General features: G+C 42.8%; 24 protein-coding genes. 6 read left to right on the forward strand and 18 right to left on the reverse strand.

What is annotated here, in order from left to right; all coding sequences use genetic code 11:
- Positions 1-76: 76 nt before the first annotated feature.
- Positions 77-1,759: an RluA family pseudouridine synthase gene (locus tag AACW75_RS06515; RefSeq protein WP_145570736.1), complete on the forward strand. Its 1,683-nt coding sequence runs from the start codon at positions 77-79 to the stop codon at positions 1,757-1,759.
- A gap of 89 nt (positions 1,760-1,848) precedes the next feature.
- Here AACW75_RS06515 and AACW75_RS06520 read toward each other — a convergent pair whose 3' ends face one another.
- Entirely contained in the window at positions 1,849-2,208 is a 360-nt protein-coding gene (locus tag AACW75_RS06520; RefSeq protein WP_237297688.1) for a DoxX family protein, read from the reverse strand.
- A 141-nt stretch (positions 2,209-2,349) separates the two neighbouring features.
- On the opposite strand from AACW75_RS06520, the gene AACW75_RS06525 reads away from it, so the two are divergent.
- Positions 2,350-3,246 (forward strand): LysR family transcriptional regulator, encoded by an 897-nt coding sequence (locus tag AACW75_RS06525; RefSeq protein ID WP_237297689.1) that lies wholly within the window; start codon positions 2,350-2,352, stop codon positions 3,244-3,246.
- On the opposite strand, the gene AACW75_RS06530 is transcribed toward AACW75_RS06525, so the two are convergent.
- The 3 genes from AACW75_RS06530 to AACW75_RS06540 form a co-directional block, all read right to left on the reverse strand.
- On the reverse strand, positions 3,243-3,536 hold the full coding sequence (locus tag AACW75_RS06530) for a YkgJ family cysteine cluster protein (protein WP_017076090.1): 294 nt from the start codon (positions 3,534-3,536) through the stop codon (positions 3,243-3,245). The two genes, AACW75_RS06525 and AACW75_RS06530, sit on opposite strands and share 4 nt — an antisense overlap.
- Positions 3,537-3,700: 164 nt before the next feature.
- Positions 3,701-4,885, reverse strand: a complete 1,185-nt coding sequence (locus AACW75_RS06535; RefSeq protein WP_017076091.1) for a D-alanyl-D-alanine carboxypeptidase family protein — start codon at positions 4,883-4,885, stop codon at positions 3,701-3,703.
- Positions 4,886-5,050: 165 nt separating this feature from the next.
- Positions 5,051-5,638, reverse strand: coding sequence for a DUF4136 domain-containing protein (locus AACW75_RS06540; RefSeq protein WP_102553555.1), 588 nt, complete (start codon positions 5,636-5,638; stop codon positions 5,051-5,053).
- Between the two features lie 268 nt (positions 5,639-5,906).
- On the opposite strand from AACW75_RS06540, the gene AACW75_RS06545 reads away from it, so the two are divergent.
- Positions 5,907-6,161, forward strand: a complete 255-nt coding sequence (locus tag AACW75_RS06545) for a YgjV family protein (protein ID WP_010430226.1) — start codon at positions 5,907-5,909, stop codon at positions 6,159-6,161.
- 135 nt (positions 6,162-6,296) lie between these two features.
- Here AACW75_RS06545 and AACW75_RS06550 read toward each other — a convergent pair whose 3' ends face one another.
- Together AACW75_RS06550 and AACW75_RS06555 are read right to left on the reverse strand one after the other, a co-directional pair.
- Positions 6,297-7,760: a sensor domain-containing diguanylate cyclase gene (locus tag AACW75_RS06550; RefSeq protein ID WP_237297690.1), complete on the reverse strand. Its 1,464-nt coding sequence runs from the start codon at positions 7,758-7,760 to the stop codon at positions 6,297-6,299.
- Positions 7,761-8,055: 295 nt separating this feature from the next.
- Positions 8,056-11,223 (reverse strand): chitinase C-terminal domain-containing protein, encoded by a 3,168-nt coding sequence (locus AACW75_RS06555; protein ID WP_237297691.1) that lies wholly within the window; start codon positions 11,221-11,223, stop codon positions 8,056-8,058.
- A 43-nt stretch (positions 11,224-11,266) separates the two neighbouring features.
- Here AACW75_RS06555 and AACW75_RS06560 point away from each other — a divergent pair, with 43 nt between their 5' ends.
- Positions 11,267-11,674, forward strand: a complete 408-nt coding sequence (locus AACW75_RS06560; protein WP_076646847.1) for a hypothetical protein — start codon at positions 11,267-11,269, stop codon at positions 11,672-11,674.
- The gene (locus tag AACW75_RS06565; RefSeq protein ID WP_004731433.1) at positions 11,674-13,260 is read left to right on the forward strand and encodes a BCCT family transporter; all 1,587 of its coding nucleotides are present in this window, start codon (positions 11,674-11,676) and stop codon (positions 13,258-13,260) included. The genes AACW75_RS06560 and AACW75_RS06565 overlap by 1 nt, the downstream gene beginning before the upstream one ends.
- A gap of 128 nt (positions 13,261-13,388) precedes the next feature.
- Here AACW75_RS06565 and AACW75_RS06570 read toward each other — a convergent pair whose 3' ends face one another.
- Positions 13,389-13,751: a RidA family protein gene (locus AACW75_RS06570; RefSeq protein WP_050646205.1), complete on the reverse strand. Its 363-nt coding sequence runs from the start codon at positions 13,749-13,751 to the stop codon at positions 13,389-13,391.
- Positions 13,752-14,018: 267 nt separating this feature from the next.
- Here AACW75_RS06570 and AACW75_RS06575 point away from each other — a divergent pair, with 267 nt between their 5' ends.
- Positions 14,019-14,465 (forward strand): DUF417 family protein, encoded by a 447-nt coding sequence (locus AACW75_RS06575; protein WP_145570726.1) that lies wholly within the window; start codon positions 14,019-14,021, stop codon positions 14,463-14,465.
- A 164-nt stretch (positions 14,466-14,629) separates the two neighbouring features.
- On the opposite strand, the gene AACW75_RS06580 is transcribed toward AACW75_RS06575, so the two are convergent.
- The 11 genes from AACW75_RS06580 to AACW75_RS06635 form a co-directional block, all read right to left on the reverse strand.
- Positions 14,630-15,382: an alpha/beta hydrolase gene (locus AACW75_RS06580; RefSeq protein WP_108161371.1), complete on the reverse strand. Its 753-nt coding sequence runs from the start codon at positions 15,380-15,382 to the stop codon at positions 14,630-14,632.
- A gap of 201 nt (positions 15,383-15,583) precedes the next feature.
- A complete protein-coding gene (locus AACW75_RS06585; RefSeq protein WP_004731442.1) occupies positions 15,584-15,868 on the reverse strand; it encodes a YciI family protein in 285 nt (94 codons plus the stop codon).
- A 39-nt stretch (positions 15,869-15,907) separates the two neighbouring features.
- Positions 15,908-16,426 carry a GNAT family N-acetyltransferase gene (locus tag AACW75_RS06590; protein WP_145570724.1) on the reverse strand — a complete coding sequence of 173 codons (519 nt, stop codon included), beginning with the start codon at positions 16,424-16,426 and terminating at the stop codon, positions 15,908-15,910.
- A gap of 70 nt (positions 16,427-16,496) precedes the next feature.
- Positions 16,497-16,961: an acyltransferase gene (locus tag AACW75_RS06595; protein WP_102495033.1), complete on the reverse strand. Its 465-nt coding sequence runs from the start codon at positions 16,959-16,961 to the stop codon at positions 16,497-16,499.
- Between the two features lie 120 nt (positions 16,962-17,081).
- Positions 17,082-17,231 carry a hypothetical protein gene (locus AACW75_RS06600; protein ID WP_004731446.1) on the reverse strand — a complete coding sequence of 50 codons (150 nt, stop codon included), beginning with the start codon at positions 17,229-17,231 and terminating at the stop codon, positions 17,082-17,084.
- A gap of 145 nt (positions 17,232-17,376) precedes the next feature.
- Positions 17,377-17,892, reverse strand: coding sequence for a GNAT family N-acetyltransferase (locus AACW75_RS06605; RefSeq protein ID WP_017081515.1), 516 nt, complete (start codon positions 17,890-17,892; stop codon positions 17,377-17,379).
- 31 nt (positions 17,893-17,923) lie between these two features.
- Positions 17,924-18,280, reverse strand: a complete 357-nt coding sequence (locus AACW75_RS06610; protein WP_102454548.1) for a hypothetical protein — start codon at positions 18,278-18,280, stop codon at positions 17,924-17,926.
- Between the two features lie 56 nt (positions 18,281-18,336).
- On the reverse strand, positions 18,337-18,990 hold the full coding sequence (locus AACW75_RS06615) for a DJ-1/PfpI family protein (RefSeq protein ID WP_017093709.1): 654 nt from the start codon (positions 18,988-18,990) through the stop codon (positions 18,337-18,339).
- A gap of 360 nt (positions 18,991-19,350) precedes the next feature.
- Positions 19,351-20,598, reverse strand: coding sequence for a RidA family protein (locus tag AACW75_RS06625; RefSeq protein ID WP_102454549.1), 1,248 nt, complete (start codon positions 20,596-20,598; stop codon positions 19,351-19,353).
- A gap of 580 nt (positions 20,599-21,178) precedes the next feature.
- Positions 21,179-21,655, reverse strand: coding sequence for a hypothetical protein (locus tag AACW75_RS06630; protein WP_017082065.1), 477 nt, complete (start codon positions 21,653-21,655; stop codon positions 21,179-21,181).
- A 253-nt stretch (positions 21,656-21,908) separates the two neighbouring features.
- On the reverse strand, positions 21,909-22,793 hold the full coding sequence (locus tag AACW75_RS06635; RefSeq protein WP_145570722.1) for an AraC family transcriptional regulator: 885 nt from the start codon (positions 22,791-22,793) through the stop codon (positions 21,909-21,911).
- Between the last annotated feature and the right edge of the window lie 87 nt (positions 22,794-22,880).

Consider the following 22,880-nt stretch of genomic DNA (forward strand, 5'->3'; position numbering starts at 1 on the left):
CGCTTTGGCTTCTCATTTGCCTTCATTTCGACAACAATACCGAACTCTAACTGAACAGCCATAGAGTTTGATCTTCATGTCAGCAAACCTTGCTCAATACACACCACTGCACCTAACAAACAACAATACGAATGTAGACTTACCGCTACCGACTCGTTTTACGTTTCCGTACTACTACACACCACATCCAACGTGTGAGTTTGCCATGCAGCAACTTCAGCAGTCATTACTCGACTGCGGTGTGAATGAAACATCGCAAGGCAACCTCTATGCCGTGCTTCTTGTTCAGAATCCAACCACACAAGAGTTAGGCTACTTGTCTGCGTTTTCAGGCCTGCGGTTAGATCCGTCATTAGCCTCTCAGTTAGAAAATATCAGCTTTGTCCCATCAGCATTCGACTCAGAAAAGTTTCCATCTCAAAACCATGTAAACCTTGCTCACCAATCGCAACTAGCGGATGACATTGAAAAGTTACAACAGTCGCATAATCTAGACGTATTAGTGGCTGAACTTGAACAGTTAAAAGTCGAATCAGCGCAAGCTATAGAAGCCTTTCAGTTAACAATGGCCGCGAACAAAGCTCAGCGTAACGAACTCAGAGAGCAAGCCAATCAAGAAAAGGCATTGGGAAATCTAGAATCGGCAGCAAACCTACTCAAGCAATTAGGTAACCAAAGCAGTCAAGAAAAGCGAGACTTAAAAGCACTTCGCATCGAATGGAAGCAAAAGGTTGCAGAACGCCAATCGCAAGTTGATTCGATAGAAAGCGAACTGAAAAACCGTAAGCAAGAGTACCAAGCAATCTCAGCTGAATTGGAAGCGCAGCGTTTGTCTCACTATCGCTTTATCAACCAAGCTCTCGAATCAAAGAGCCTACTTGAATTGTTAAATGGCAAAGACGCACTTGAAGGCTCTGGCGACTGTTGCCTACCTAAACTGCTTAATTTTGCTTTTGAACACGGGTTTAAGCCATTAGCATTGTCTGAGTTTTGGTGGGGATTACCTCCGATGGCTGTTATCCGCCAACACGGAAACCTATACCCTGTTTGCCAAAGTAAAAGCTTCGAGATCCTCAGTCACCAACTGAATGGCATCGAATTAGAAGATAACCCGCTTATCGTGAACCCTGCAGTGGGTAAGTCGTTTGATATTGTTTATGAAGATGACGAGATCGTGGTGGTTAATAAACCCGAAGAGTTTCTCTCCGTTCCTGGCAAGTTTATCGAAGACTCGGTTTATACACGCATTAAAGCGCGTTACCCCAATGCGACAGGCCCTTTGATTATCCATAGGTTAGATATGTCGACGTCTGGATTGTTGATTTTGGCACTGACCGCAGAGTCCAATAAACACATCCAAAAACAATTCATAGATAGAACCGTAGAGAAGCGCTACACCGCTCTGCTCGATGGTAAAATTCACGGTGAATCTGGCGACATTAGCTTGCCTTTGCGCGGCGACATAACAGACAGACCAAGACAATTGGTTTGCCATGAACACGGCCGAAACACAGAAACCTATTGGGAAGCGATTGGTACCAGCAATGGTAAAACCAAGGTTCATCTGTATCCGAAAACAGGCCGAACCCATCAGTTGCGTGTGCATTGTTCTCATCCATTAGGGCTGGGTGTACCGATTCGTGGTGACGACTTATACGGCTACAAACGCGAGCGCTTGCACCTACACGCTGGTTACCTAAAGTTGATTCACCCAACAACCGGTGAATGGATGGAATTTGAAGTGCCTTCTGAGTTTTAACCCCTATCTTTAGCGTGGGGCTTTCGAGCCCTACTCTTCTCAAGTATCTTGCAAATTAGCTTTCAACCCTCGAACGAAAAACCAAAACACTAGTACCAGAAATCTAATACTAAAAGGCTTGAACACAACAAAGTGAACATCGCGGGAATACCGTCTTTCCAAGTATCAAAGCGTAAGTGGAAATAAAGCGCCCCTATCGACGTAGCCCCCAATATTGCACCACCCACCAATTGAGTTTGTTCTGATGACACACCACTCAAGGCTAAAATCAAAAGAACGGCCCCAGTAAACTCGACTAACCCAACAAGAAACATCACCATTCGATTCAAGCCATAGCTTTTGAAAAAACCAAGCTGGATTTCAAACACTTTACGCTGCCAAGCAACTATCTTGATTGAGCTTGCCAATAAAAAGAACGCCACTAGTAATACACTCACCACCGAAATCATATTGCCACCTTTCTTAAGAGTTATTAACGTCAGTGGGATTATTTAAGCATTCATAAATCGAACGATAAATGCTAATTTTATGATACTTAAGATTCCAACTTGGAATGTGTAAGTTTAGATAGCAGACATAAGGCAAGTACAATGGATAAAATTGAGTGTATTCGTATCTTCGTGGAAACTGCGCAGCTGAACAGCTTTACTGCTACTGCCAATAAACTCGACATGACACAAAGTGCCGTCAGTAAAAAGATTGCGTGGTTAGAAAATGATTTGGCAATGACGTTGTTTCAGCGAAACAGTCGCAAAATATCCCTAACCCATGCAGGCAAAGACTACCTCACTTATTGTGTCCGCTTCCTAGAAGAAATGTCTGCAATAGAAAGTCAGCTCAAGCGAGAAACCGAGTCTGTAGAAGGTGAATTGAAAATATCCGCGCCCAGCGCCTTTTCATCAATGTTACTTAGCGAGCAGCTCCAAGCGTTCATTGAGCAACATCCGGGTATCCGCATTAACCTTAGCGTCGACGACCGTATAATTAACCTCAATGAACATAATATTGATGTTGCGATTCGAGCGTCACAGCTCAAAGATTCTGGTTTAAAGGCTCGATTTCTATTCAATAACAACATTCAATATTTCGCATCACCAAACTACCTCCACAAGCACGGAATACCGGAACACCCACAAGAACTTAATAAGCACCATTGTCTAACTTATTCACTAATGAGCCCCGCTAACGAGTGGCGCTTTACGGGTAAAAACCGCCAATTCAGCAGTGTGAAAGTGAATCAAATCTTCACATCAGATAGCCCAGAAATGTTACTTAAAATGGCTAGACAAGGTTTAGGTGTGGTTGCTTTACCGGATTGGATGGGCAAAGAATTTGTAGAGAATGGGGAATTAACGCAGTTATTAGAAGATTGGAGCAATGACTACTTGCCTATGTATGCGGTGTACCATGCAAGTGAATATTTGCCCCAACGAATTCGGGTTTTTATCGATTTTCTTGCAGAGCATCTAAGCTCTACGAGCGATTAGCCCATCACATCGGTGCGTTGTTCTACACATTCGTATGAGCCCATTTCGAACTCACGACAGATCCAAGGTCGATTCTCGTAAATAGTACACATCAGTGTTTCTCTATCTACTGCAGAACACCAGCCATCGTCTAATCTCAGCATGGTTTCTCCGCCCCACTCGTCATAAGCAATATGCTCTTCAGGAACGCCTGTATCTGTGATGATCATAACCTCTAGACGACAACAGCATGCCTGGCAGTTGGCACATGTTACTTCAGGTTCGGTTACGTTCTTTATCTCTATGGTCATAAGTGATTACACTGCTAAATTTTGCGTATAGTAATCGAAACCGCCCGCTACGGCTAATAAAGAAAGCAGGTGACGGCGTTTTCATGGATCTAGAAATAACAATGGGCGCTGTGATTCACTCACAACACCCATTAGATTATTTTTTAGATCGGTAAATACTCTATTTAGAATAGGCTCGCGAAAAACAACTTAACGTAGTCCATTAGACGTTTGAATATCCCACCTTGTTCAACAGCCTCTAGCGCAATCAATGGCTGAGTTTGAACATCTTCACCATCTACCGTGTAATGAACCACACCTAGTGTTTGACCTTCTGTAATCGGCGCCTTCAACTCGGAATCAAGTTCAATCGATGCTGTTAGCTTTTTACTGTCTGACTTTGGAAGCGTAATAAACGTGTCTTCTGCAACACCCAGCTTCAATGTATCTTTGGCACCAAACCATACCTTCTCTTCAGCGACTTCATCTCCACCTTGATGTGGGTTTAGCGTGTCAAAGAAACGAAAGCCATAGCTTAATAACTGTTTACTGTCTGACTCACGGCTCTTAACGCTTGATGCGCCCATAACAACCGCGATAAGTCTCATCTCTCCTTGTGTCGCTGAACTCGCTAAACTGTAGCCAGCGCCAGAGGTATAGCCCGTTTTCATGCCATCAACCGTCAAGCTTCTATCACGCAGTAAGCCATTACGGTTGTGTTGTGTGATGCCGTTGTAACTAAACGAACGTTCGCTGTATAAGCCATAAACATCCGGTAAGTCACGAATAATGGCACGGCCTAGTAATGCAATATCGTAAGGCGTCGAATACAAATCGTCAGCGTCTAAACCGTGTGCGTTCGCAAAATGGGTGTTTTCTAGTTTCAGAGACGTAGCCCAAGAGTTCATCAGATCAACAAAAGCATCTTGTGAGCCCGCGACGTGTTCTGCAATCGCAACACTCGCGTCGTTACCTGATTGAATAATCAAGCCGCGGTAAAGGTCCATCATTGCTACATCGGTATTCACTTCGATGAACATTTTTGAAGAGTCAGGGAAGTTCTTCGCCCACGCGTTCTCGCTGATTCGTACCTGATCGTCAGCCGAGATATTGCCTCGTTTCATCTCTTGTCCAGCCACATAGCTGGTCATCAGTTTGGTCAAGCTTGCTGGGTTTAGCTTAGTGTGGGCGTTTTTTTCTACCAGCACATCACCAGAATTAAAATCAATTAACACATACCCTTTTGCGCCTAGGCTCGGTGGGCTTGGTACTATAGAAGGTGCTGCGATAGCTGCATTACTTACCATCGCTGCGTTACTTACAATGAATATACTTAATAGAGGGAGAGAGTATTTGGAAAACAGTTTCATTGAATCAAACCTAAGTTAACGTTTTGTGCAGTATAGACAAATGCTAGCAAAAGAAGCGCGAACTTTACGTTGCTTTACGTATTTGTACCGTTCGTTACAAATAAAAAAGTATAATCTGCGATTTGACCATTTTTTCAACAAGTAATATTGACCAGTTCAATGATTTTACCGCTCAGGCATACGTCTAAATAGCATCTCAACAAAACCCGCAATGCGCTGTTTGCTTTCATTTGGCTCTAAGTCAGCTTGGATACCAGACTGTGCTAACGCCTGCCATTGTACGATTTCAGAGTTAGGAACAAAAAAGGCAATATATAACGACCCTTTCTCTGCTAATTTGCCATCGCCATCATAAAACGGCACCCCCGTTGAAAGCTTAATAGCATCAAAAATCGAGTCATCATTAAGTACTGATTCTTCAGCTAATCCAAAGCCGACGACGACGTCACCAACACCATCTTGCTTCAACTGATAACCTTTCGTTGAAAGTTGTTGTTGAATCACATCGCGCACTAGATCAGTAACAACCGTCTTATCGTATTTTTGAGAAAGGTAAACCTTCTCAGATTCAGGATGCCACGAATATGTAACGACTCCATGCTTCATGAAATCAAAGTCACCACTAGTGACCACACCATAGTTGTGCGTTGTTGGTAATTCTTGTGTAGTACATGCAGCTAATCCCATCGCTAACAAAGCCAATAATGCTATTTTCAATATGTTTTTTGTTGCATAAATGGATCGTTTTATCATTCGGGGCTTCCTTACCTATATAAGAATAACTATCAATTCAACTTCCAACATAATTAGTAATTATGTTAATAGAAAGGTCATTAAACGTTTGCGTAATCGCTAACCTTCACTTCTGCCAATTTTGGGGGTTTAATCACAAAAACAGACTTGGTATAGTCTACCCCGTAAAACATAACCAGACCATTCGAGGCACGGAGCTTCCTCAATCATCTCATGAAGAGAAGAATTGGTACCGACAAAGTATCGGCAAATTTAAGAGGGTCAAACAATGGAATTCAATATGGTTGAAATTTTAGGTTACGCTGCGTCTATTATGGTCGCAATTTCATTAACAATGAAAGACATCGTTCGTCTGCGTGTCCTTAACTTTATTGGCTGTACTCTCTTTACAGCATACGGCGTTATGATTGACGCATGGCCAGTGGTCGCGACCAACGGTTTCATCGCTTGTGTAAACATCTACTTCCTTGCAAAAATGCAAAAGGAAAAAAAAACGGAAGCGATGAAAGCAGCGAAAGCTTAAATTAGCGATTAGCATTTCAAATATTTCTGAAAAAGCCCAAATAGAGCGTTCTATTTGGGCTTTTTTGTGTCTGTCGTTCTCAAGAGCATGATTTCCAATTTTCCAGCGTTTGAAGACATCGATTATTTCAACTGATCACATGTAAGCAACGCGATATTCGTTCTTTCGATACGTCTGGGTGTTGTTACGTCCCCTCTCTTTTGCTTGATAAAGCGCTTTGTCAGCTTTATCGATAGCCGTTTCAATATCGGTTAGCGCTCGAGCGTGACAACAGCCAGCACTGATTGTCACAGGTGATACCAAACCCTGCAGTTGCTCAACACTTCGTCTTAGTGCCTCAGACAATTCGAATAACTCACGCTCATCACAATCAAACGTCACCAAAATAAACTCTTCACCGCCATAGCGTGCAATCAAGCGACGACGATTAACAAATCTCTTGAGTGATTTTGCGACCTCACAGATAACCCTATCGCCTTGAGTATGACCGTATTGATCGTTCACCCGCTTGAAATGGTCAATATCAAGCAAAATGACACCGACATTTATTAGCGGATAAGGCGAACTTTGAGCAACGTTCAGTTTTAAGTGCTCGATAAAACTCCGCCGACTAGGAAGGCCAGTAAGGTAATCGAGGCTCGCAACATCTAAGATTTTAAGATGACGATGCCGCAGGTAAAGCACCAACACGACAATAATACTCAGCAAACTCACAACCAAAGCCATCAAACTAATGAATAGTAGGCTGTGATTTCGATTGAGCTCTTGCTCTAAGATACCTGCGGAAATAACCCAATTCAGATAGGGGTAAAACTTATAGAAGACGTTTTTGTTGGTCGTGCCATTATCACTGGAAACCGTGTAGCTAAAGTGACCTTCTGGCTGAGTTGCGATTCGATCAATAAGCAGTTCGGACGAGTAGCCTATTAAGGCTTTCAATGACTTGTGTTCATAATCAGGATGAAGTACTAAGTCACCCTGAAGATCAATAATGTACACATATCCGCTATCACCGAATGCGTACTTTCTCAGCTTATCTTTTAAGCCTTCAAGATCAACCAAATACATCAATTCTTCTTTGTAGGTCGTCGCGACCAAAGTATTGCCACTCGGTAACCTCATCGAATAGGCAACTTTTGCACGCCGACTTATCTCATGAGGATTCGCGTGAAAGTATTCGATCATACCGGAGTCGATACTGAGCTGCTTTTGGATATGAGTAAGATGCCCGCGCTTCTTGCCTTGCAAGAAAGGATGGTAGAGGTGAACGCCTTGCGGTGACATCAAATAGATATAACCTGATTGTCCAATGTGGAGTTCACTGGCGATCTGGCTTACCTGTTCGATTTCTTGTTCCGATGTGGCATGCCATACATGGGACGCAACGGTATCGGTAATTCCTTTAAGATATGTCTTTATCGCCTCATTAACAGTTGTGTCGACAATATCGTAACTCGCATTCACAATTGTTCGAAAAAATAGCTGGTTGGATTCCAACAATGACCTTTCAGTTCGATTAAATTGAAAGGCTGAAAGAATCATCGACACAATGGCGATCGCAATGGAAAAACTAAGAATGTATTTACGTCTGACTTTCAAGATTACCCCATAGATTTATAATTTTAGGTAACACTGTGACTTCTCTTATATACAGACTGTTTTATATCATGGTTTTATTTTTTACTGAACGAGTGTCGCTATTTTTAAGGGGTTCTATACGCAATCTGTGACTTATAGCAAAAACGCCGAACTGGATTCAGTTCGGCGTTTTAATTTTACATTGAAGTTAATTACTTAAATCACACTAAAACCCTAATAAATAGACTTAAAAGCATTCGTATTTACTGACTATCACTGCGATCTATTGTCTATAAATGGATTAGTGAGCATTAAATTAAGAACAAACCTGAGTCCAGCTACCATCGCTGCCCGGTTCAGAACTTGTCCACCAGTTTGCTTGGTAAATACTGCCGTTGTGCACCACTTGGTCACCTGTGTTTGCATGGTTTGGATTACCTGCCCAATCTTTCTGAGGTAAGTCTGGGTAAACCGCTAAACCAGCTGTGTCACATGTACCTGGGTTTGTGCCACCATCGCCAGGGTTACCGCCACCTGAACTGATATCACCTAATGTTAGGCCTGGTTGCTCAAAGCTAAATGCATAATCGACACCATTCACGCTTACTGCATAGTTAGCAGGGCCTGAGATTGGCAAGTAATACACCATATCTAGCTCATACACACCACCAGCAGGAAGTTCTTCCCATGTAGGTAAAGTAAACGCCACTCGGTGCATCGTTCCATCTAGTCCACCTATGTTATCCGCTCGAGTATGACCCGAAGCAATCACAGTTAAACCACCACCCGATTGATCTTTTGCGTTATCAGGTGCTGACACTGGGATATCGAATTGGAACTCGGTACCACCCGGAAGTGCTTGGCCTGTGTTGTTTGTAAACGTGATCTTAGGATTAATTGGGTAGTTCTGGTCACCGACTTTAAAGCCACCAACAGATACCATAATATCTAACGCTTCTGTCGGGATAGCGCCCGTCGCTACCTTGTTTCCGTATGGGGTCGCAGACTTAAACTTATCGTAGATAGCTTTCGTCATTGTGTTTCCCATGTGGAACTCACCGTTACCGCTATTACACGCTTGTTCTGTCGTATCGATAGACGTTCGGTTGCCACTTGCATCGAGTACATAACAGTTGTAATCCCCTGCCAGTTCCCAGAACATGATACCGCCGATCTCTTTGTCGATAACGTAGTCTGCTTTCACGTTGATAGAATCTTTATCTTCCGTTGAAAGGAATACGCCCTTCTCTGCGTTCCACAACCAAGGAGCAACCGCCACGCTGTCGTAGTTACGCGTGTAAGTTCCCGTTAGAGCATCAGATGGATCATTCACAGGATCAAGCTTGTAAGCCTCTGCATAAGAACCCCAAATGCCTTTCTCTAGGTTCTTCGCGTGCCACATAGGGTTAGAACCCGCGCCCATTTCGTTACCTTTTGGATCGGTATCGTGCCACATATTGTCGATACCAACTGCGCCATGGCCACAGTTGTTTTTCTCGCCTTCACCGGTACCTGCTGAACATTCAGCTTGGTTTGGAAGAGCAGCTCGGCCCCAAAGACCATTTTCGCCTCCGGTTACACCTTGCCAACCACGAGTGTAGTAAGGCACACCGATATTAATACGACCTGCTGGCATAGAACCACGGAAGTAATGGTAAGCCCAATCCGTGTTCAGATAACCGATACCACCGTAAGCCGCAGTGCCGTAAACGTTCCACTGTGCTAACTCTGAATCTTTACCCGTATCAAACAAGGCTGCGTTATGACCAACGTGATCGTTCCACGCACCGTGAAGGTCATAAGACATGATGTTCACGTAATCGAGATACTTAGTCACATCGAATGTTTCCATACCGCGCAACAGGTAACCAGAAGAAGGCGCCGCGATCGTTAACATGTAATGATTGCCATCTTGCGCAGACGCCGCATCAAGCTTCTCACGTAGCACTTTCATCAAGACTTGGTACGAAGCCCACAGGTATTGACGACGCGGCTCCATGAAGTCTTTGTCATACGGATTACCGGCACCCGCCATAGAGGTTGGGTATTCGTAATCGATATCTAGACCATCGAACTGGTACTTACGAAGCATTTCAACCGCGGAAGTGGCGAATGTTTCGATACCTTGATGGTTAATAGAACCGTCGGCGTTGGTCGTCATTGTGTAGAAACCACCATCAGCCACTCGGCTACCGTCAGTGGCGAAGTGACCACCGGTTTCAGCCCAACCACCGATTGAGATTAAAGTCTTAACATCGTGTTTTTTCTTAGCGGTCGCTAATGCACCGAAGTGACCTTTGAAGCCTAAGGTAGGATCAACTTCAACGCCCGGCCACTCTTTACCAACCGCTGCGTTGTTCGGATCGTTCACATCACCCACGTTTACTTTGCCATCTGAGCCAATGCTCACGAAAGCGTAGTTAATGTGTGTGAGTTGTTCCCAAGGGATGTCATTTACTAGGTAAGCAGCTTGTGGGTCGTCCCCTGCACGCCAGCTGGTGAAGTAACCAATGACACGACGTGGGTGATCCGCGCCCATTTTCTCACGGCCTTCATCATCGTAAATAGTACAGTAAGGTACATCGACACCTTGAGTTTGATACAAGCCATCAGGACGGCATGTGCTTACTGTTGGTACGCCATTCACCGTTAAAGAAGCCAGCGCTGAATCTGTCGTTGCGCCTTGATTGTCAGTCGCTTTTGCGTAAACCGCTAAAGAACCCGCTTGAGTGGTTGTGTAATCGAGCGTGTAAGGGCTTGTCGCCGCTGTACCAATAAGAGCGCCTGCTACATAGAAATCAACTTTATCAACAATACCATCACTGTCTGTTGCCGTTGCTGTCAGTGTAACGACACTACCAACATCGACCGAAGCTGCTGAAAGAGCAACCGAAACAGTCGGCGCTTCATTACCTGGTTGTGCTGAATCAACAGAAACAGAAACCGCACTGGCAACACTCGCTGCGCCTTCATTGTCCGTTGCAACAACTGAAACCTGATGGTTACCAGACGTTGCAGCCCACGTTGCTTCAAATGGCGCCGCTGTAGCAACCGCTACCGAAGAACCATCAACAAAGAATTCTACTGAAGCAACACTGCCATCAGCGTCCAGTGCTGTTGCGCTTAATACGACATTGTCGCCTTCAACAATCACATCTGATGCTGTTGGCGTTGTTAATGAAGCCGTTGGTGCTTCGTTTGGTGTACCACCACCGCCATTACCACTACACACATCGACTTTCTTCCATTGTGCGTAATCACCTTCAAATTGGCTTGGGTTGTTATTTTGATTCCAGTAGTTTGCTGAGTACGCGCTGCCGTCATGTGAAACCTGATCACCACCGGTATATACAGTGGCAGAGTCCCACGTTTCTAACGTTGAGCAATCCACAGCCGCATAGCTATTGAACGCCATTAAGCATGACGCGGTGAGAGTACTGAGTGTAAAAACCTTCTTGGCCACTCTTCCTTGGTTTAGGTGCATGTTAGCTATCCCTTAAGTTGTTGTTTCAAGATGTTTAATTTAAATGGAACTTTACTCACCACTTAAATCTCTTCGCAAAACAACTGTAGGTAACAACGCAAATTTAACACCTAAAATATTCTCTATTTATAAAATGACTCGCATTAATTTGTTTATAGCATGCAATGAGTCGACACTTATTTTGCACCAACAACTAATATTAATTTATTTCGGAAAGCTAAAAAATAATGTCTCAAAAATCAGAAATGTGACTCAGCGTTGGGAAAAAATTCGTATCAAAACTAACCAAAAAGTAGAGATTTACAGTCGATTTGGCTTTCTTTTTGGAATTCGCCCACCTTTTGATAACAAATGTGTTAGTATCTGCGGCTTTTTTGACGAACCTCACACTTCTATGCAAGTGTGGGAGAAATACATAGGCTTGAAAGAGCCAAATATAGCGAAGAAATAATGTCCAACTTGACGCAAGTCGCCAACGAAAACATCAACGCAGAAGCTACTTCTATCGATTTCAATAAAGCTCAATCTTTGGGTGAAAAACTGGAACTCGGAAACCCAGTATTTTGGCTTAGTGGGAGTTTTTTAACCCTCTTTGTCGTCCTTGCTTTCACCAACACCTCCGTGTTGTCCGAACTTGTAAACATCGGCTTTAGTTACTCAACTAAGTGGTTCGGTGCTTTCTGGCAAGTCCTACTACTACTCAATTTCATTATCGGCTTAGTGCTTGCACTAGGACGCACAGGCCACGTTCGTTTAGGAACGCTTGCTCTCCCTGAAATGACCACCTTTAAATGGATGTCTATCGTCCTATGTACGCTGCTAGCTGGCGGTGGTGTGTTCTGGGCAGCCGCAGAGCCTATTGCTCACTTTGTTTCAGCTCCACCACTTTATGGTAACGCTGATCCTCAAGCGATGGCGTTCAACGCCCTATCACAATCTTTCATGCACTGGGGCTTCCTTGCCTGGGCAATCTTAGGTGGTTTGTCTTCCATCGTGTTAATGCACCTGCATTACGACAAAGGTCTTCCTCTTAAGCCACGCACGCTGCTTTACCCAGTACTTGGCGACAAAGCAATCAATAGCTGGATTGGTAACGTAGTCGACGCGTGCAGCATCGTCGCTGTAGCCGCAGGTACTATCGGCCCTATCGGTTTCCTTGGACTGCAAATCAGCTACGCGTTGAGCGAACTGTTTGGTATTTCCGACAGCTTTGCAACTCAAAGTGTGGTTATCGTTTTCGCTATCGCAATGTACACACTGTCTGCATTGAGTGGCGTGAACAAGGGTATCCAACTGGTTAGCCGTTACAACATCATCTTATCAGTGTGCCTAATCGGCTACATTCTGCTAGTAGGCCCAACAAGCTTCATCATTGATGGCTACCTACAAGGTATGGGCGAAATGGTGGATAACTTCATCCCAATGGCACTATACCGCCAAGATACAGCGTGGCTAGGTGGCTGGACCGTATTCTTCTGGGGTTGGTTCTTAGGCTATGGTCCGATGATGGCGATCTTTATTGCTCGTATCTCACGTGGCCGTACCATTCGCCAAATGATCGTTTCTATCAGCATCGTAGCACCGCTAGTAACATGTTTTTGGTTCAGCATCGTTGGTGGTAGTGGTCTAGCGTTTGAATTAGAGAACCCAGGCGTAATTTCTAGCGCGTTCGAAGGCTTTAACCTTCCTGCTGTGCTACTGGCAATTACCGCTCAACTGCCGTTCCCTACTTTGATTGCGATTCTGTTCCTTATCCTGACGACCACGTTCATCGTGACAACAGGTGACTCGATGACTTACACCATCAGTGTGGTAATGACAGGCACTACAGAGCCAAACGCAGCCGTACGTACCTTCTGGGGTATCATCATGGGTGCAGTAGCCATTGCTCTTATCTCAATGGGTTCTGGCGGCATCTCCGCTCTACAGTCATTCATTGTAATCACTGCGGTTCCTGTATCGTTCATCTTGCTGCCATGCTTATGGCACGCACCGAAAATCGCGAAACAGATGGCCAGAGATCAAGGTCTCGCTTAATGCCTAATCCGATTTAGTTTCGGGTAGCGTATAAAATTAAAAAGCCACTCAAGTGATTCACCTGAGTGGCTTTGTTTTATCTGTTCGTTACTTGTATCGACGAAACTTATTTCTACCGATAGTTCGGCTTATTGAAACTTTTCACCCGCAGCAACCATAAACGACATCTCAACCAATAGCTCAGGGTTAGCCAGTTCAGCTTTCACACATGCACGGCTTGGCGCACAGCCTTCAGGGAACCACGAGTCCCACACTTCATTCAGTGCATCAAAGTTTGCGAAATCTGTTAGATAAATCGTCACCGACAATACGCGAGATTTGTCACTGTCTACCAAACTCATCATTTCTTCAGCTTGATCAAAAATTTGCTGAACCTGACTCTTAATTCCTGCCGTTGTATCCGTCTCTGGTACCTCAACAAAACTTGCGATGCCATTAAATACAGTTACATCTGACCAACGTTTGGTCGGGTTAATTCTATGGATTTTCACGGTCAATTCTCTTCTTATAATTAGGGATTTACGTCAACGTAATCTAATCCAAATCGTGAATATTGAAAACAAAAATTGGAAGGCTCGCTGTACCTTTTGAACAGCACTATCGCCTACACATTGCTTCGGTTCTCAACATCACCAGTATTTAAGTTCATATCGAGACAATAAGTCTCTAGATAAATATATTAATTATTGTTCTCAATGCGAAATTTAATCTGAGCTCCTGCGGTCATATTCAGGGATTTTATTAAATGGAGTACTTTTATGCATGTTCAAACCTATGATTTAAAACAGAGTAATGTCGGATACAACCTAGGCGTGGTTGGCGTAGCATTAGTGCTCGCTTGGATTGGTATTTATAAGTTTACGCCAACCGAAGCGATGCTCATTGAACCGCTAATCGCAAATCATCCTGCAATGAACTGGCTTTACAATCTGTTCTCAGTACAAGCTGTGTCTAACATGGTGGGTGGCGCGGAGATCATTGTCGCGATTGGACTGATCGTTGGATTTAAGAAACCAACAATTGCTTTCTATTCAGGCATTGCTGCAGCGGCCATCTTTGTTGTGACACTCAGCTTCCTAATTACAACGCCAAATGCTTGGAAAGTATCGGATGGCATCTTAGTCACTAACTTCTTCCTAGTGAAAGATATTCTATTTTTGGCGATCGCGATTAGCGTAATCGAAGGTAACAAACCTCAGAAGTAACCGTAAATCTATAAGTGGCCGAAACTAGAAGTAACCTTAAACCTGAAAATAAAAAGGCTCGAAGCTGGCTAGAAGGACGCTGCCAGCTTCTAATGTATAAGGCGATAATCGATTAGGTCGTCTATTCCGAATACAGTTATCACGCACTAATGGATTAGATGTTTCTACTCAACTTTTACTCTCAACTCTTCGCACGCTAAGCCATCCAAAAAGCCAATAATAATGTCATTCGTACTTTGCTTGGCGAGATTAGAGCCATAATCACTTAAATCCATATGTTTAGAGTCTGGAATCTCAACAACACAACTACCATATTGCTTTTGCTCTGATTCAGTCGGCAGTACACCCTCTTTGGTAGGGTATTCAGTTGCTCGGATAGAAAGCACTCGGATACTTTCACTTTTAGGTAAAGTGACTCGTTTATGGTCGAGCGTAATTAGTTGAGAAACATAATTTTTATTTTCGTTACTCAACCATGTAGAAATATCGCCACCGTTCGAATGCCCGACTAAGGTTAACTTATCAAAATCATAAGCAGGGAAACGACTCGCTAGCTCATATTGAAGTACATTGAGAGTCTGTGCCCCTCGCGTCCAATTTTCAATTCGTGTTTTATACAAATCACCAGTCTTCGATAGAGGAGGATCACTTGGTAGTTCGTGATCGACATAAATGGTCATGTAACCCCTATCGTTCAGCATTTCTCCAACAAAGCTATATTTAGTGAATGGAACTCGATTACCGGCACTAATAAAAGCCACGTCACACTGTTCTTTCGTTGTGCAACTATCAGAATCCTGCGGTAAAACAACCTCTAGAGGTATAGAGCGATCTCTTGTTGAATCAACAATGACCATTGACTGCGCTGTCGCAGACAGAGATAAGGCACCTAAGCAAACACCTATTAAATACTTCATATCACCTCGAACTCATAAGAATGCAGCCATAAAGACAATAGAAACTATGCCTTTAATCTTCAAAACTGCCCTGCCAAATTTGCGGCTAGTATTACCCATACAAATTCACATCACAAGTTGCCACCGGTGAGCATTTAGATAATAAAGTCTAAATAAAATAACAAGTTAAGATACTAATTAACTTCGTAGAGTAAATGTAACCTATAACAAAAACTCGAACTCTTGAGATGCCTTGGTTGGCAACATCTCGATGACTTCATACTTAGCGATATTTTCTCGATGAAAGGGATCCTCGGTCAAAATCATGTCTAACTGTTCCCTGTTACTAAGCGTGGATAAAATAACACCACCAGTTCGAGGGTTCTTACGACCCGACAACTGAAAGTGTCCGAGTTCATACTGCTTGTTTAAAAACTCAACATGCTCTGGAATGAAGCGATCTACTTCCTTCAAAGGCACTTGGTATTCGAGAGAAACAATAAACATGATATTTCCTTACTGTAGGTTAATATTAAGAGTGTTCAGTTACATAGATAACGCCCTACGATAATAATGAGCATCTTGATCCTTCCCTTCGAACACGGAGTAACTTTCAACGCGTTCAACTAAGTCAAAACCGGCCTTGGATAAGATTTTATTTGACCCAACATTACCCACTAACGCATAGGCATCAACATATTTAAGGGATGAGTGCTCGGCCAAGTAGATAAGTAACTTCCTCACCGCGTTAGACGCAATGCCTTTTGAAGCAAAGGGTCGACCTACTCGATAACCTAGCTCCCCACTTCCAGCGTTCTGGTCGATATCACGAACATTGATTCGCCCACAAATAGTGCCATTAGCGTCTTTGATCAACATAGGAATCATCTCGCCATTGTCATACTCTGTTAGAAAGCTAGTGACTTGCTCGACAACACCCGTATTAGAATAGAAACGGTCTTCCCGAGCTGGGACAAATTGCTCAAACCACTCTCTATTTTCAACTTCAAACTCCAATAAAGCACTGGCATCGCTTGGGTGAAGTAAGTGTAAAAATACATCCATAATCAATACTCTGTCGCTTATCTAAAAAGCCGCACCTTATGATTCATGCAGCTCAGCTTGTCTTATGAATCTAAGGTAAGTCTCTTAACTTCTTAGCAGGGTTGCCAGCATAGATACCTTTCTCGGTGATGTCTTTTGTCACCACACTGCCCGCGCCGATTACCACCCCTTCGCAAACACTGACAGACAACACTGTCGCATTAGAACCGATGGTAACGTTATTTGCGATAACAGTTCGCCCCCAACTGTCTGGGTTTGGATCTGGCTTGCCATCTTTAAACAAGTCATTCGCGAACATCACACCATGCCCTACAAAGCAGTCACTTCCGATCGTCACATACTCACAAATAAAGGTATGAGACTGAATCTTACTTCTGTCACCGATAACCGAGTTCTTTTGAATCTCAACAAAAGGGCCAACGAACACATCATCTTTAAGCTCACAGCCATAAACGTTGCTTGGTTCGATGATCGTGACATTCTCGCCACAGGTAATGTCAGTAATCTGTACCTTTAACACTCTTGGACTGGCCATACTTCCTCTCGACATTAGCGTCACAATTCAACCTAAGCGATTGTGCCGTAGCCATTTAAGCACAAGCAAGTTGGAGTAGAGAGAGTTGGCGGTGGATCAAACATTCCACGAGTCTGTTTACTAAAACAACCCAACCAGCAAAACTGACAATAACACTCCACTGATAAAACTTGGGGCATGAAATGGGCGAGCTTTAGATTTTACGTACTCTTTCTGAAGATCTTCTTGATAAGTTTTAACAGCGAGTTCTTTTACGTAGTTATTTTGCATAATAAGCTCCTTCTTAATCAGTAAGAGAAGCTTAAGACTTGAAGTTAGGTTGAGGTAAAGTGAAAATTCAAATTAATTGAACACTTTATTTCGCAAGACCTTCTAACGTTCATTAGTCTAGAAGTTTAAGTGACAGATAAGAAGACTAGAGCTGAGATCGGTACACACACAACTCACGATCTTCGCCATGAATTTTGCGTATCTGTTTCTCGACGAATTCGACGCCGAGCTTGCAGATAACTGACTCTGAGCGTTTATTTTCAGACAAGTGCATCACTTCCAGCCCTGTTAATCCCAAATGAGCTTTACTATGTTCCACTAGCGCAGAAGAAGCTTCATACGCGATACCCTGTCCCCAAAACGGAACACCAAGCCAATAGCCAAGAATACCAACGCCATCGACTAAACTAGGAAAGCTAACCGCACCAATGATCTCATCGTTACCTTTAAGAGTTATCGCATAAATCACACCCTTTCCTTCATTAAAGAAAGACTCGTGCGTGTTAATCCATTCGATCGCCATATTGGTTTTGTATGGATGAGGGATCGCTGCCGTCATATCCGCAATCACTTTCTCACCCGCTAGTTCAGCGACGCGCTTGCTATCACTCAACCTAAATGGCCTTAAGATTAATCGTTCTGTGATAATGTTCTGCTGCATAACCTTTCCCTCACCTATCGCCTTATAACGACTATTCAATAATGACTCTGAAGACATCGTTATTCACACCGCCAACATCCACTAACTCTCCGGGCTTCATAATAAGCGAAGTATTTAATTGTCGAGTTGAGCGTGGTTCTTTCTTTTCTCGAATCACTAACATATCGACTAAGTAACCAGAGTCTTGCTTTCGTATTGAACCCGAAAAAGTCACGCTTTCAACCCTATCAGCGAGCACGGAACTAAATGTTTTATCCTCTAAAACACCTGCCGAGATCGACGTATCGCCATAAAACAACGTGATACTTGTTGGGTTGGGTGCTAGCTCTTGATTAGATGAACAACCCATCAAAGCTAGGCACAACAGTAAAATAATTCGAAATTGCATAAACTGGTTTTCTTTCTCTCGTTAAACGCTTTTTGTAAAAATACCATGACGATGATCTAACTCACCGCGTCTGTAAACTCAGCTTTGAATGACTTGTTGTGTAAGTTATCAGCCTCTGCAGACTGGATGGTTCTAGAGATAAGCTCTTCGAAGAGCTCCAGCTGCCCTGCAGGGATGAGCTGATTTTGTATCGCCCTACGTTTGTTAGAATCAAATAACCGCTCGGCCACCCAACCGATTAAGTAGACCAGAGAAAGGCACCCACCAGCTGTAGCAATGTTGCCTTCGATGACTAGAGGTAGATCTTGAACATCTCCACCCATCGCTTCTAATGTTGGTTTTGCATGCGGATTTGTCGTTAGCCTCTTGCCTTTAAGTAAACCGAGTTCGTGCAACACAAAAGATCCAGCGCAAATCGACCCGATTAACTGCTCGCTCGGATCCAACTGTAATGAGTTCATGAACTCTGGTTCTCTCAATGCAGCCGGAATACCACGATAACCACTTGTGATCAGCACAACGTCTTGCTGCGCAACTTCACTCAAATGACCATCGGTTTTCACGGTCATACCCAAATGTGAGCGATGCTCGAGCTTGGTTCCGAGAACCTTAACCTCCCAAGAGTCTGTCGTTCTTCCTAGTAAGTCATACATCAAGAAGAAGTCTACATCGGTGAAGTCATCAAATAATACGATTCCGACTTTGTACATAATACATACCCTTGTTGATTACTCTCGAAAGTTGAGAGGAATTAATAGTGATGCGATTGATAGAAAGGTGATATTAACCACCACGCACTTTAGGTCAATCAAAAATATGTGCAAAATTGCACAATATGAAGTGCTGCATGTTTAAGAACCTAAACTGCTGATAGGAAGCACTAAACCGCTCGTGGTGGTGTATTGAAGTGCCGTTTCGTTTACATTCACGGCTGAATTGCGGCGGACTGGAATTGCTAACTCGGCACGCAGCGTCGATTATTCGCTGGCCTTCTAACTGAATCAGCTCTAATTCCGGGTTAGGAACTAGAGCTGAAATATCAACGCTGTTATCGATGTGTGGAACTAAGTTTAAGCAACCACGTCTTGTGGTGGCGTACCTTCGCAGTTAGAAACGACGGCATCAATTTGAATTAGAGCATTCATAGGGATCTCTGAAACCCCAACCACCGTTCTTGCCGGTAAATCAGCGTTAAAGAATGTGGTGTAAACCTCGTTCACCGCCTCAATATCTGAAACATCTTTAAGCTGAATATTGATCTTCACGGTATCGTCCATGCTATGGTCAACACTTTCAATTATCGCCTTAATATTTTTTAAACATTGTTCCGCTTGTTCTTTTACCCCACCAGAAACAATTTCATTTGTTTTCGGGTCTAAAGGTAATTGGCCTGAAATATGATTATAGTGAGAGAAAGCAACGGTGTGCGAATAAGGCATAAATGGTGCAGCAACAGTATTATTAGCTTCAATAACCAACAAACGAGTGTCTTCAGGCAATTGCGGCGGTGTACCGTCGCCATGTGAAACGGATGTATCAATTTGAATTAAAGCGCCCATTGGTAGTTCAGCGGCATTAACAACCGTTCGCGCTGGTACATAACTTGGGAAGAACTTAGCGCAAACTTCATTTACCTTTTCAGCATCTTCAACATTTTTAAGGTAGATAGTGGTTTTAACCACATCATTCATGACATGACCGATACTCTCTAGAATCGTCTTAATGTTTACTAAACATTGTGTCGTTTGCTCTGTGATACCACCTGAAACCAACTCACCTGTATTTACATCGATAGGCAATTGAGCCGAAAGGTTGTTGTAGTGAGAAAAAGCCGCTGTCTGCGTCGATACAACACTCTGAGGTGCATTATCTGTATTTCTTGATACCTTAACTAGTGCGCAAGGTGCTTGTGGTTTAGTGCCTTCGCCGTTAGAAATCAGAGCATCCATTTGCACTAGCGCGTCGTTGTTTGGCAGCGCAGCTACACCCACAACGGTACGTGTAGGCAGGCTGTTGTTAAAGAAGCTTTTGTAAACTTCATCGATAGCATCAATATCAGAAATATTCTTAACGAAAACATTAATCTTCACCACATCATCCATAACATGGTCGATGCTCTCAACAATGGCTTTAATATTATTTAAGCATTGTTCTGCTTGGTCTTTAATATTACCGATTACGACTTCACCTGTTTTAGGGTCAACAGGTAATTGAGCTGAAAAGTTATTATAATGAGAAAAAGCGACCGTTTGTGTAGATACAGAATTAATTGGTGCGTTTTCAGTATTTCTTGAAATTTTAATGATATCGCTACTCATCGGAGTGATCCTTTTAATAATATAGGAATACGTATTTATATTTAACAATCGTATTGGAAAGAATGATTAAAGTAGCGCCATGTTAAGTGAATTATTTTAGGGTGAACGTGATATCCATCAGACTCTCAGTTGACTATAAATCAGCAAGTTACAGAATAATTAGTCATCAAACGACTAATTATCCGTCATACTAGGCTTTATCAACTGCTAAATTCTCTTTAATTTCAAGTCTATTCAATAATCCTGAATACTCTCTCTGAGAATACGGTGAGTAATTACCGAATTTTAGATAATATTTGATAGGTTGTTCACACTAAAACTTCGTTATTAGCTGAATTAGTTAATTTTTCCCTATACCCGTGCATAAACTTTTAGGCTATTTAATTAATTATTTTATCGGACTCATCACACATAAAACCGGTTAATAATATATTCGACAATCCAATACCAACAAACTGACAATACCTATAATTAGATACATTTACTCATATATTTAAACAAGTGTGAGGTTGAATAGTGTCTACGTGATGAAGATGGCATCAAAAAGAACGATCGACGCCATAGACATTTGTTGGTTGTACTACTCAACACCAAATGGTTTAGTCGAAGACTGCATATAATTCATTGAATCGATGAACCGCTGTGCCTTTTCTAAGCTTCTCGTATAAAAACGCTTAGTAACACGTTTCTCATCATTTTTTAACTGGATGATAAACCAGTCCCTTTTGCTATAGAGTTCTAAAGCAGATATCGAATTGAAATAATACCTTGAATTTATGTCTGATAACTTTACGTTTGCAGATAAGACCACCAAATTTGAAGCGTCACTATAATTGCCAACTGCCACAACTTTAGAATTATAACCTTCAGATAAACCTAAATAAGAATTGGTAACAACAAGGCCTTCAGGTCTAAACTTTGTTGGCTGCTCCATCACAACCTGCTCAATCACATTCGCAGCAACCTTTTTGTTTACCACATCTAAAGGTGAATAAGGCACCTGCTTAGCAGCACACCCTGTTAACAATAAAACTATAAATATAAAGCATTTTTTCATTTACAAACGACCTATTTTTGTAGCAATTTTCTCGTGGTTTTTATATCGCAGTACAGCTAAAAGCATTAGAAAGAAAGTTTCTATATTGGAGTGAAGGTTTCTATCTAGTTTCTCAAGACCATTTGATAGTATTCTGTTCGGTCTATAAATAACAGTGATTTAGATTGTATTTCTCTTAGTAAACAAGAAAGAGCAGAAAGAATCGACACAACATTAATGCCGCACGTTTCGGGACATAAATATTGAGTAAAGACTAAACCGCTCTTGGAGTAGTATTGAAGTGGCGCTTAAATTCGCGGCTGAATTGAGATGGACTGGAGTAGCCGACTCGGCGTGCAGCATCGCTAATTCGTAGACCTTCTAGTTGAATCAGTTCTTTGGCTTTGTTAAGCCTGACCTTCTTCAAATATTGAAGCGGTGATTCAAAAGTGACATTACGAAACGCATTGTGGAAGGCAGACACACTCATGTTGGCTTCGTCGGCAAGCGATTGAACAGTAATAGTTTGGTCGTACTCTTCATGCACTTTAGATAGTGCTTTAGCGACACGTGCGTAATGGCCGTCATGATGAGCCAAATCAAACAGCACTCGCCCTTCTGAACCGGTTAAGGCACGGTAGACAATTTCGCTGACCATGGCATCACCCAATATGTTGGCTTCGATGTCGCAATGCAGCATTTTCACCAATCGAGTAAAACTTTCTAGCATTTGCTCTTCCATCGGCGTGGACTCTAAGCCGCTCGAATTTTGTTTATGTTTATTGCAGTAACTTTCAAGGAAGCCTTGGTCTTCAAGCTTTTTAACCAAACTGTGTAAGCGCTGAGAATCAATATTAATCGATAAACCAAGCAGCGGTTCACCATCAATAGGTAACGCTTCACATTCCAGCGGCATCGGCACACCCACTACAAGGTAGTCGCCAGCAGCATAGGTGACAGGCCTGTCGCCAATAGTAATGTTCTTTTTCCCTTGCCCTAACATGATAATGCCGGAGTGATAGGTAAAATGCTGACGTTGATTTCCCTCACTACTTCTATACAGCCAAACGTCATCGATCTCGGTCTGTCTTATCCCTTCAAGATCATCCCAGCCTTTATATTCAACGTAGGATTTCAATAAGCGAGCGATTGTTTGCATAGGTGGTGATATTCCATTCAAAGGAGGAAGCATAATTGCACAAAACCCCAAGAAGAATAGCAAGATTGTAGAAATAGGCAATTAATT

The sequence above is a fragment of the Vibrio sp. L3-7 genome (assembly GCF_963898195.1).
GTDB lineage: Bacteria > Pseudomonadota > Gammaproteobacteria > Enterobacterales > Vibrionaceae > Vibrio > Vibrio echinoideorum.

Excerpts from the sequence above, each read along its gene's own strand:
- AACW75_RS06515 (WP_145570736.1), top strand. The coding sequence starts at position 77 with ATGTCAGCAAACCTTGCTCAATACACACCACTGCACCTAACAAACAAC.
- AACW75_RS06520 (WP_237297688.1), bottom strand. The coding sequence starts at position 2,208 with ATGATTTCGGTGGTGAGTGTATTACTAGTGGCGTTCTTTTTATTGGCA.
- AACW75_RS06525 (WP_237297689.1), top strand. The coding sequence starts at position 2,350 with ATGGATAAAATTGAGTGTATTCGTATCTTCGTGGAAACTGCGCAGCTG.
- AACW75_RS06530 (WP_017076090.1), bottom strand. The coding sequence starts at position 3,536 with ATGACCATAGAGATAAAGAACGTAACCGAACCTGAAGTAACATGTGCC.
- AACW75_RS06535 (WP_017076091.1), bottom strand. The coding sequence starts at position 4,885 with ATGAAACTGTTTTCCAAATACTCTCTCCCTCTATTAAGTATATTCATT.
- AACW75_RS06540 (WP_102553555.1), bottom strand. The coding sequence starts at position 5,638 with ATGATAAAACGATCCATTTATGCAACAAAAAACATATTGAAAATAGCA.
- AACW75_RS06545 (WP_010430226.1), top strand. The coding sequence starts at position 5,907 with ATGGAATTCAATATGGTTGAAATTTTAGGTTACGCTGCGTCTATTATG.
- AACW75_RS06555 (WP_237297691.1), bottom strand. The coding sequence starts at position 11,223 with ATGCACCTAAACCAAGGAAGAGTGGCCAAGAAGGTTTTTACACTCAGT.
- AACW75_RS06560 (WP_076646847.1), top strand. The coding sequence starts at position 11,267 with ATGGAACTTTACTCACCACTTAAATCTCTTCGCAAAACAACTGTAGGT.
- AACW75_RS06565 (WP_004731433.1), top strand. The coding sequence starts at position 11,674 with ATGTCCAACTTGACGCAAGTCGCCAACGAAAACATCAACGCAGAAGCT.
- AACW75_RS06575 (WP_145570726.1), top strand. The coding sequence starts at position 14,019 with ATGCATGTTCAAACCTATGATTTAAAACAGAGTAATGTCGGATACAAC.
- AACW75_RS06580 (WP_108161371.1), bottom strand. The coding sequence starts at position 15,382 with ATGAAGTATTTAATAGGTGTTTGCTTAGGTGCCTTATCTCTGTCTGCG.
- AACW75_RS06585 (WP_004731442.1), bottom strand. The coding sequence starts at position 15,868 with ATGTTTATTGTTTCTCTCGAATACCAAGTGCCTTTGAAGGAAGTAGAT.
- AACW75_RS06590 (WP_145570724.1), bottom strand. The coding sequence starts at position 16,426 with ATGGATGTATTTTTACACTTACTTCACCCAAGCGATGCCAGTGCTTTA.
- AACW75_RS06595 (WP_102495033.1), bottom strand. The coding sequence starts at position 16,961 with ATGGCCAGTCCAAGAGTGTTAAAGGTACAGATTACTGACATTACCTGT.
- AACW75_RS06600 (WP_004731446.1), bottom strand. The coding sequence starts at position 17,231 with ATGCAAAATAACTACGTAAAAGAACTCGCTGTTAAAACTTATCAAGAA.
- AACW75_RS06605 (WP_017081515.1), bottom strand. The coding sequence starts at position 17,892 with ATGCAGCAGAACATTATCACAGAACGATTAATCTTAAGGCCATTTAGG.
- AACW75_RS06610 (WP_102454548.1), bottom strand. The coding sequence starts at position 18,280 with ATGCAATTTCGAATTATTTTACTGTTGTGCCTAGCTTTGATGGGTTGT.
- AACW75_RS06615 (WP_017093709.1), bottom strand. The coding sequence starts at position 18,990 with ATGTACAAAGTCGGAATCGTATTATTTGATGACTTCACCGATGTAGAC.
- AACW75_RS06625 (WP_102454549.1), bottom strand. The coding sequence starts at position 20,598 with ATGAGTAGCGATATCATTAAAATTTCAAGAAATACTGAAAACGCACCA.
- AACW75_RS06630 (WP_017082065.1), bottom strand. The coding sequence starts at position 21,655 with ATGAAAAAATGCTTTATATTTATAGTTTTATTGTTAACAGGGTGTGCT.
- AACW75_RS06635 (WP_145570722.1), bottom strand. The coding sequence starts at position 22,793 with ATGCAAACAATCGCTCGCTTATTGAAATCCTACGTTGAATATAAAGGC.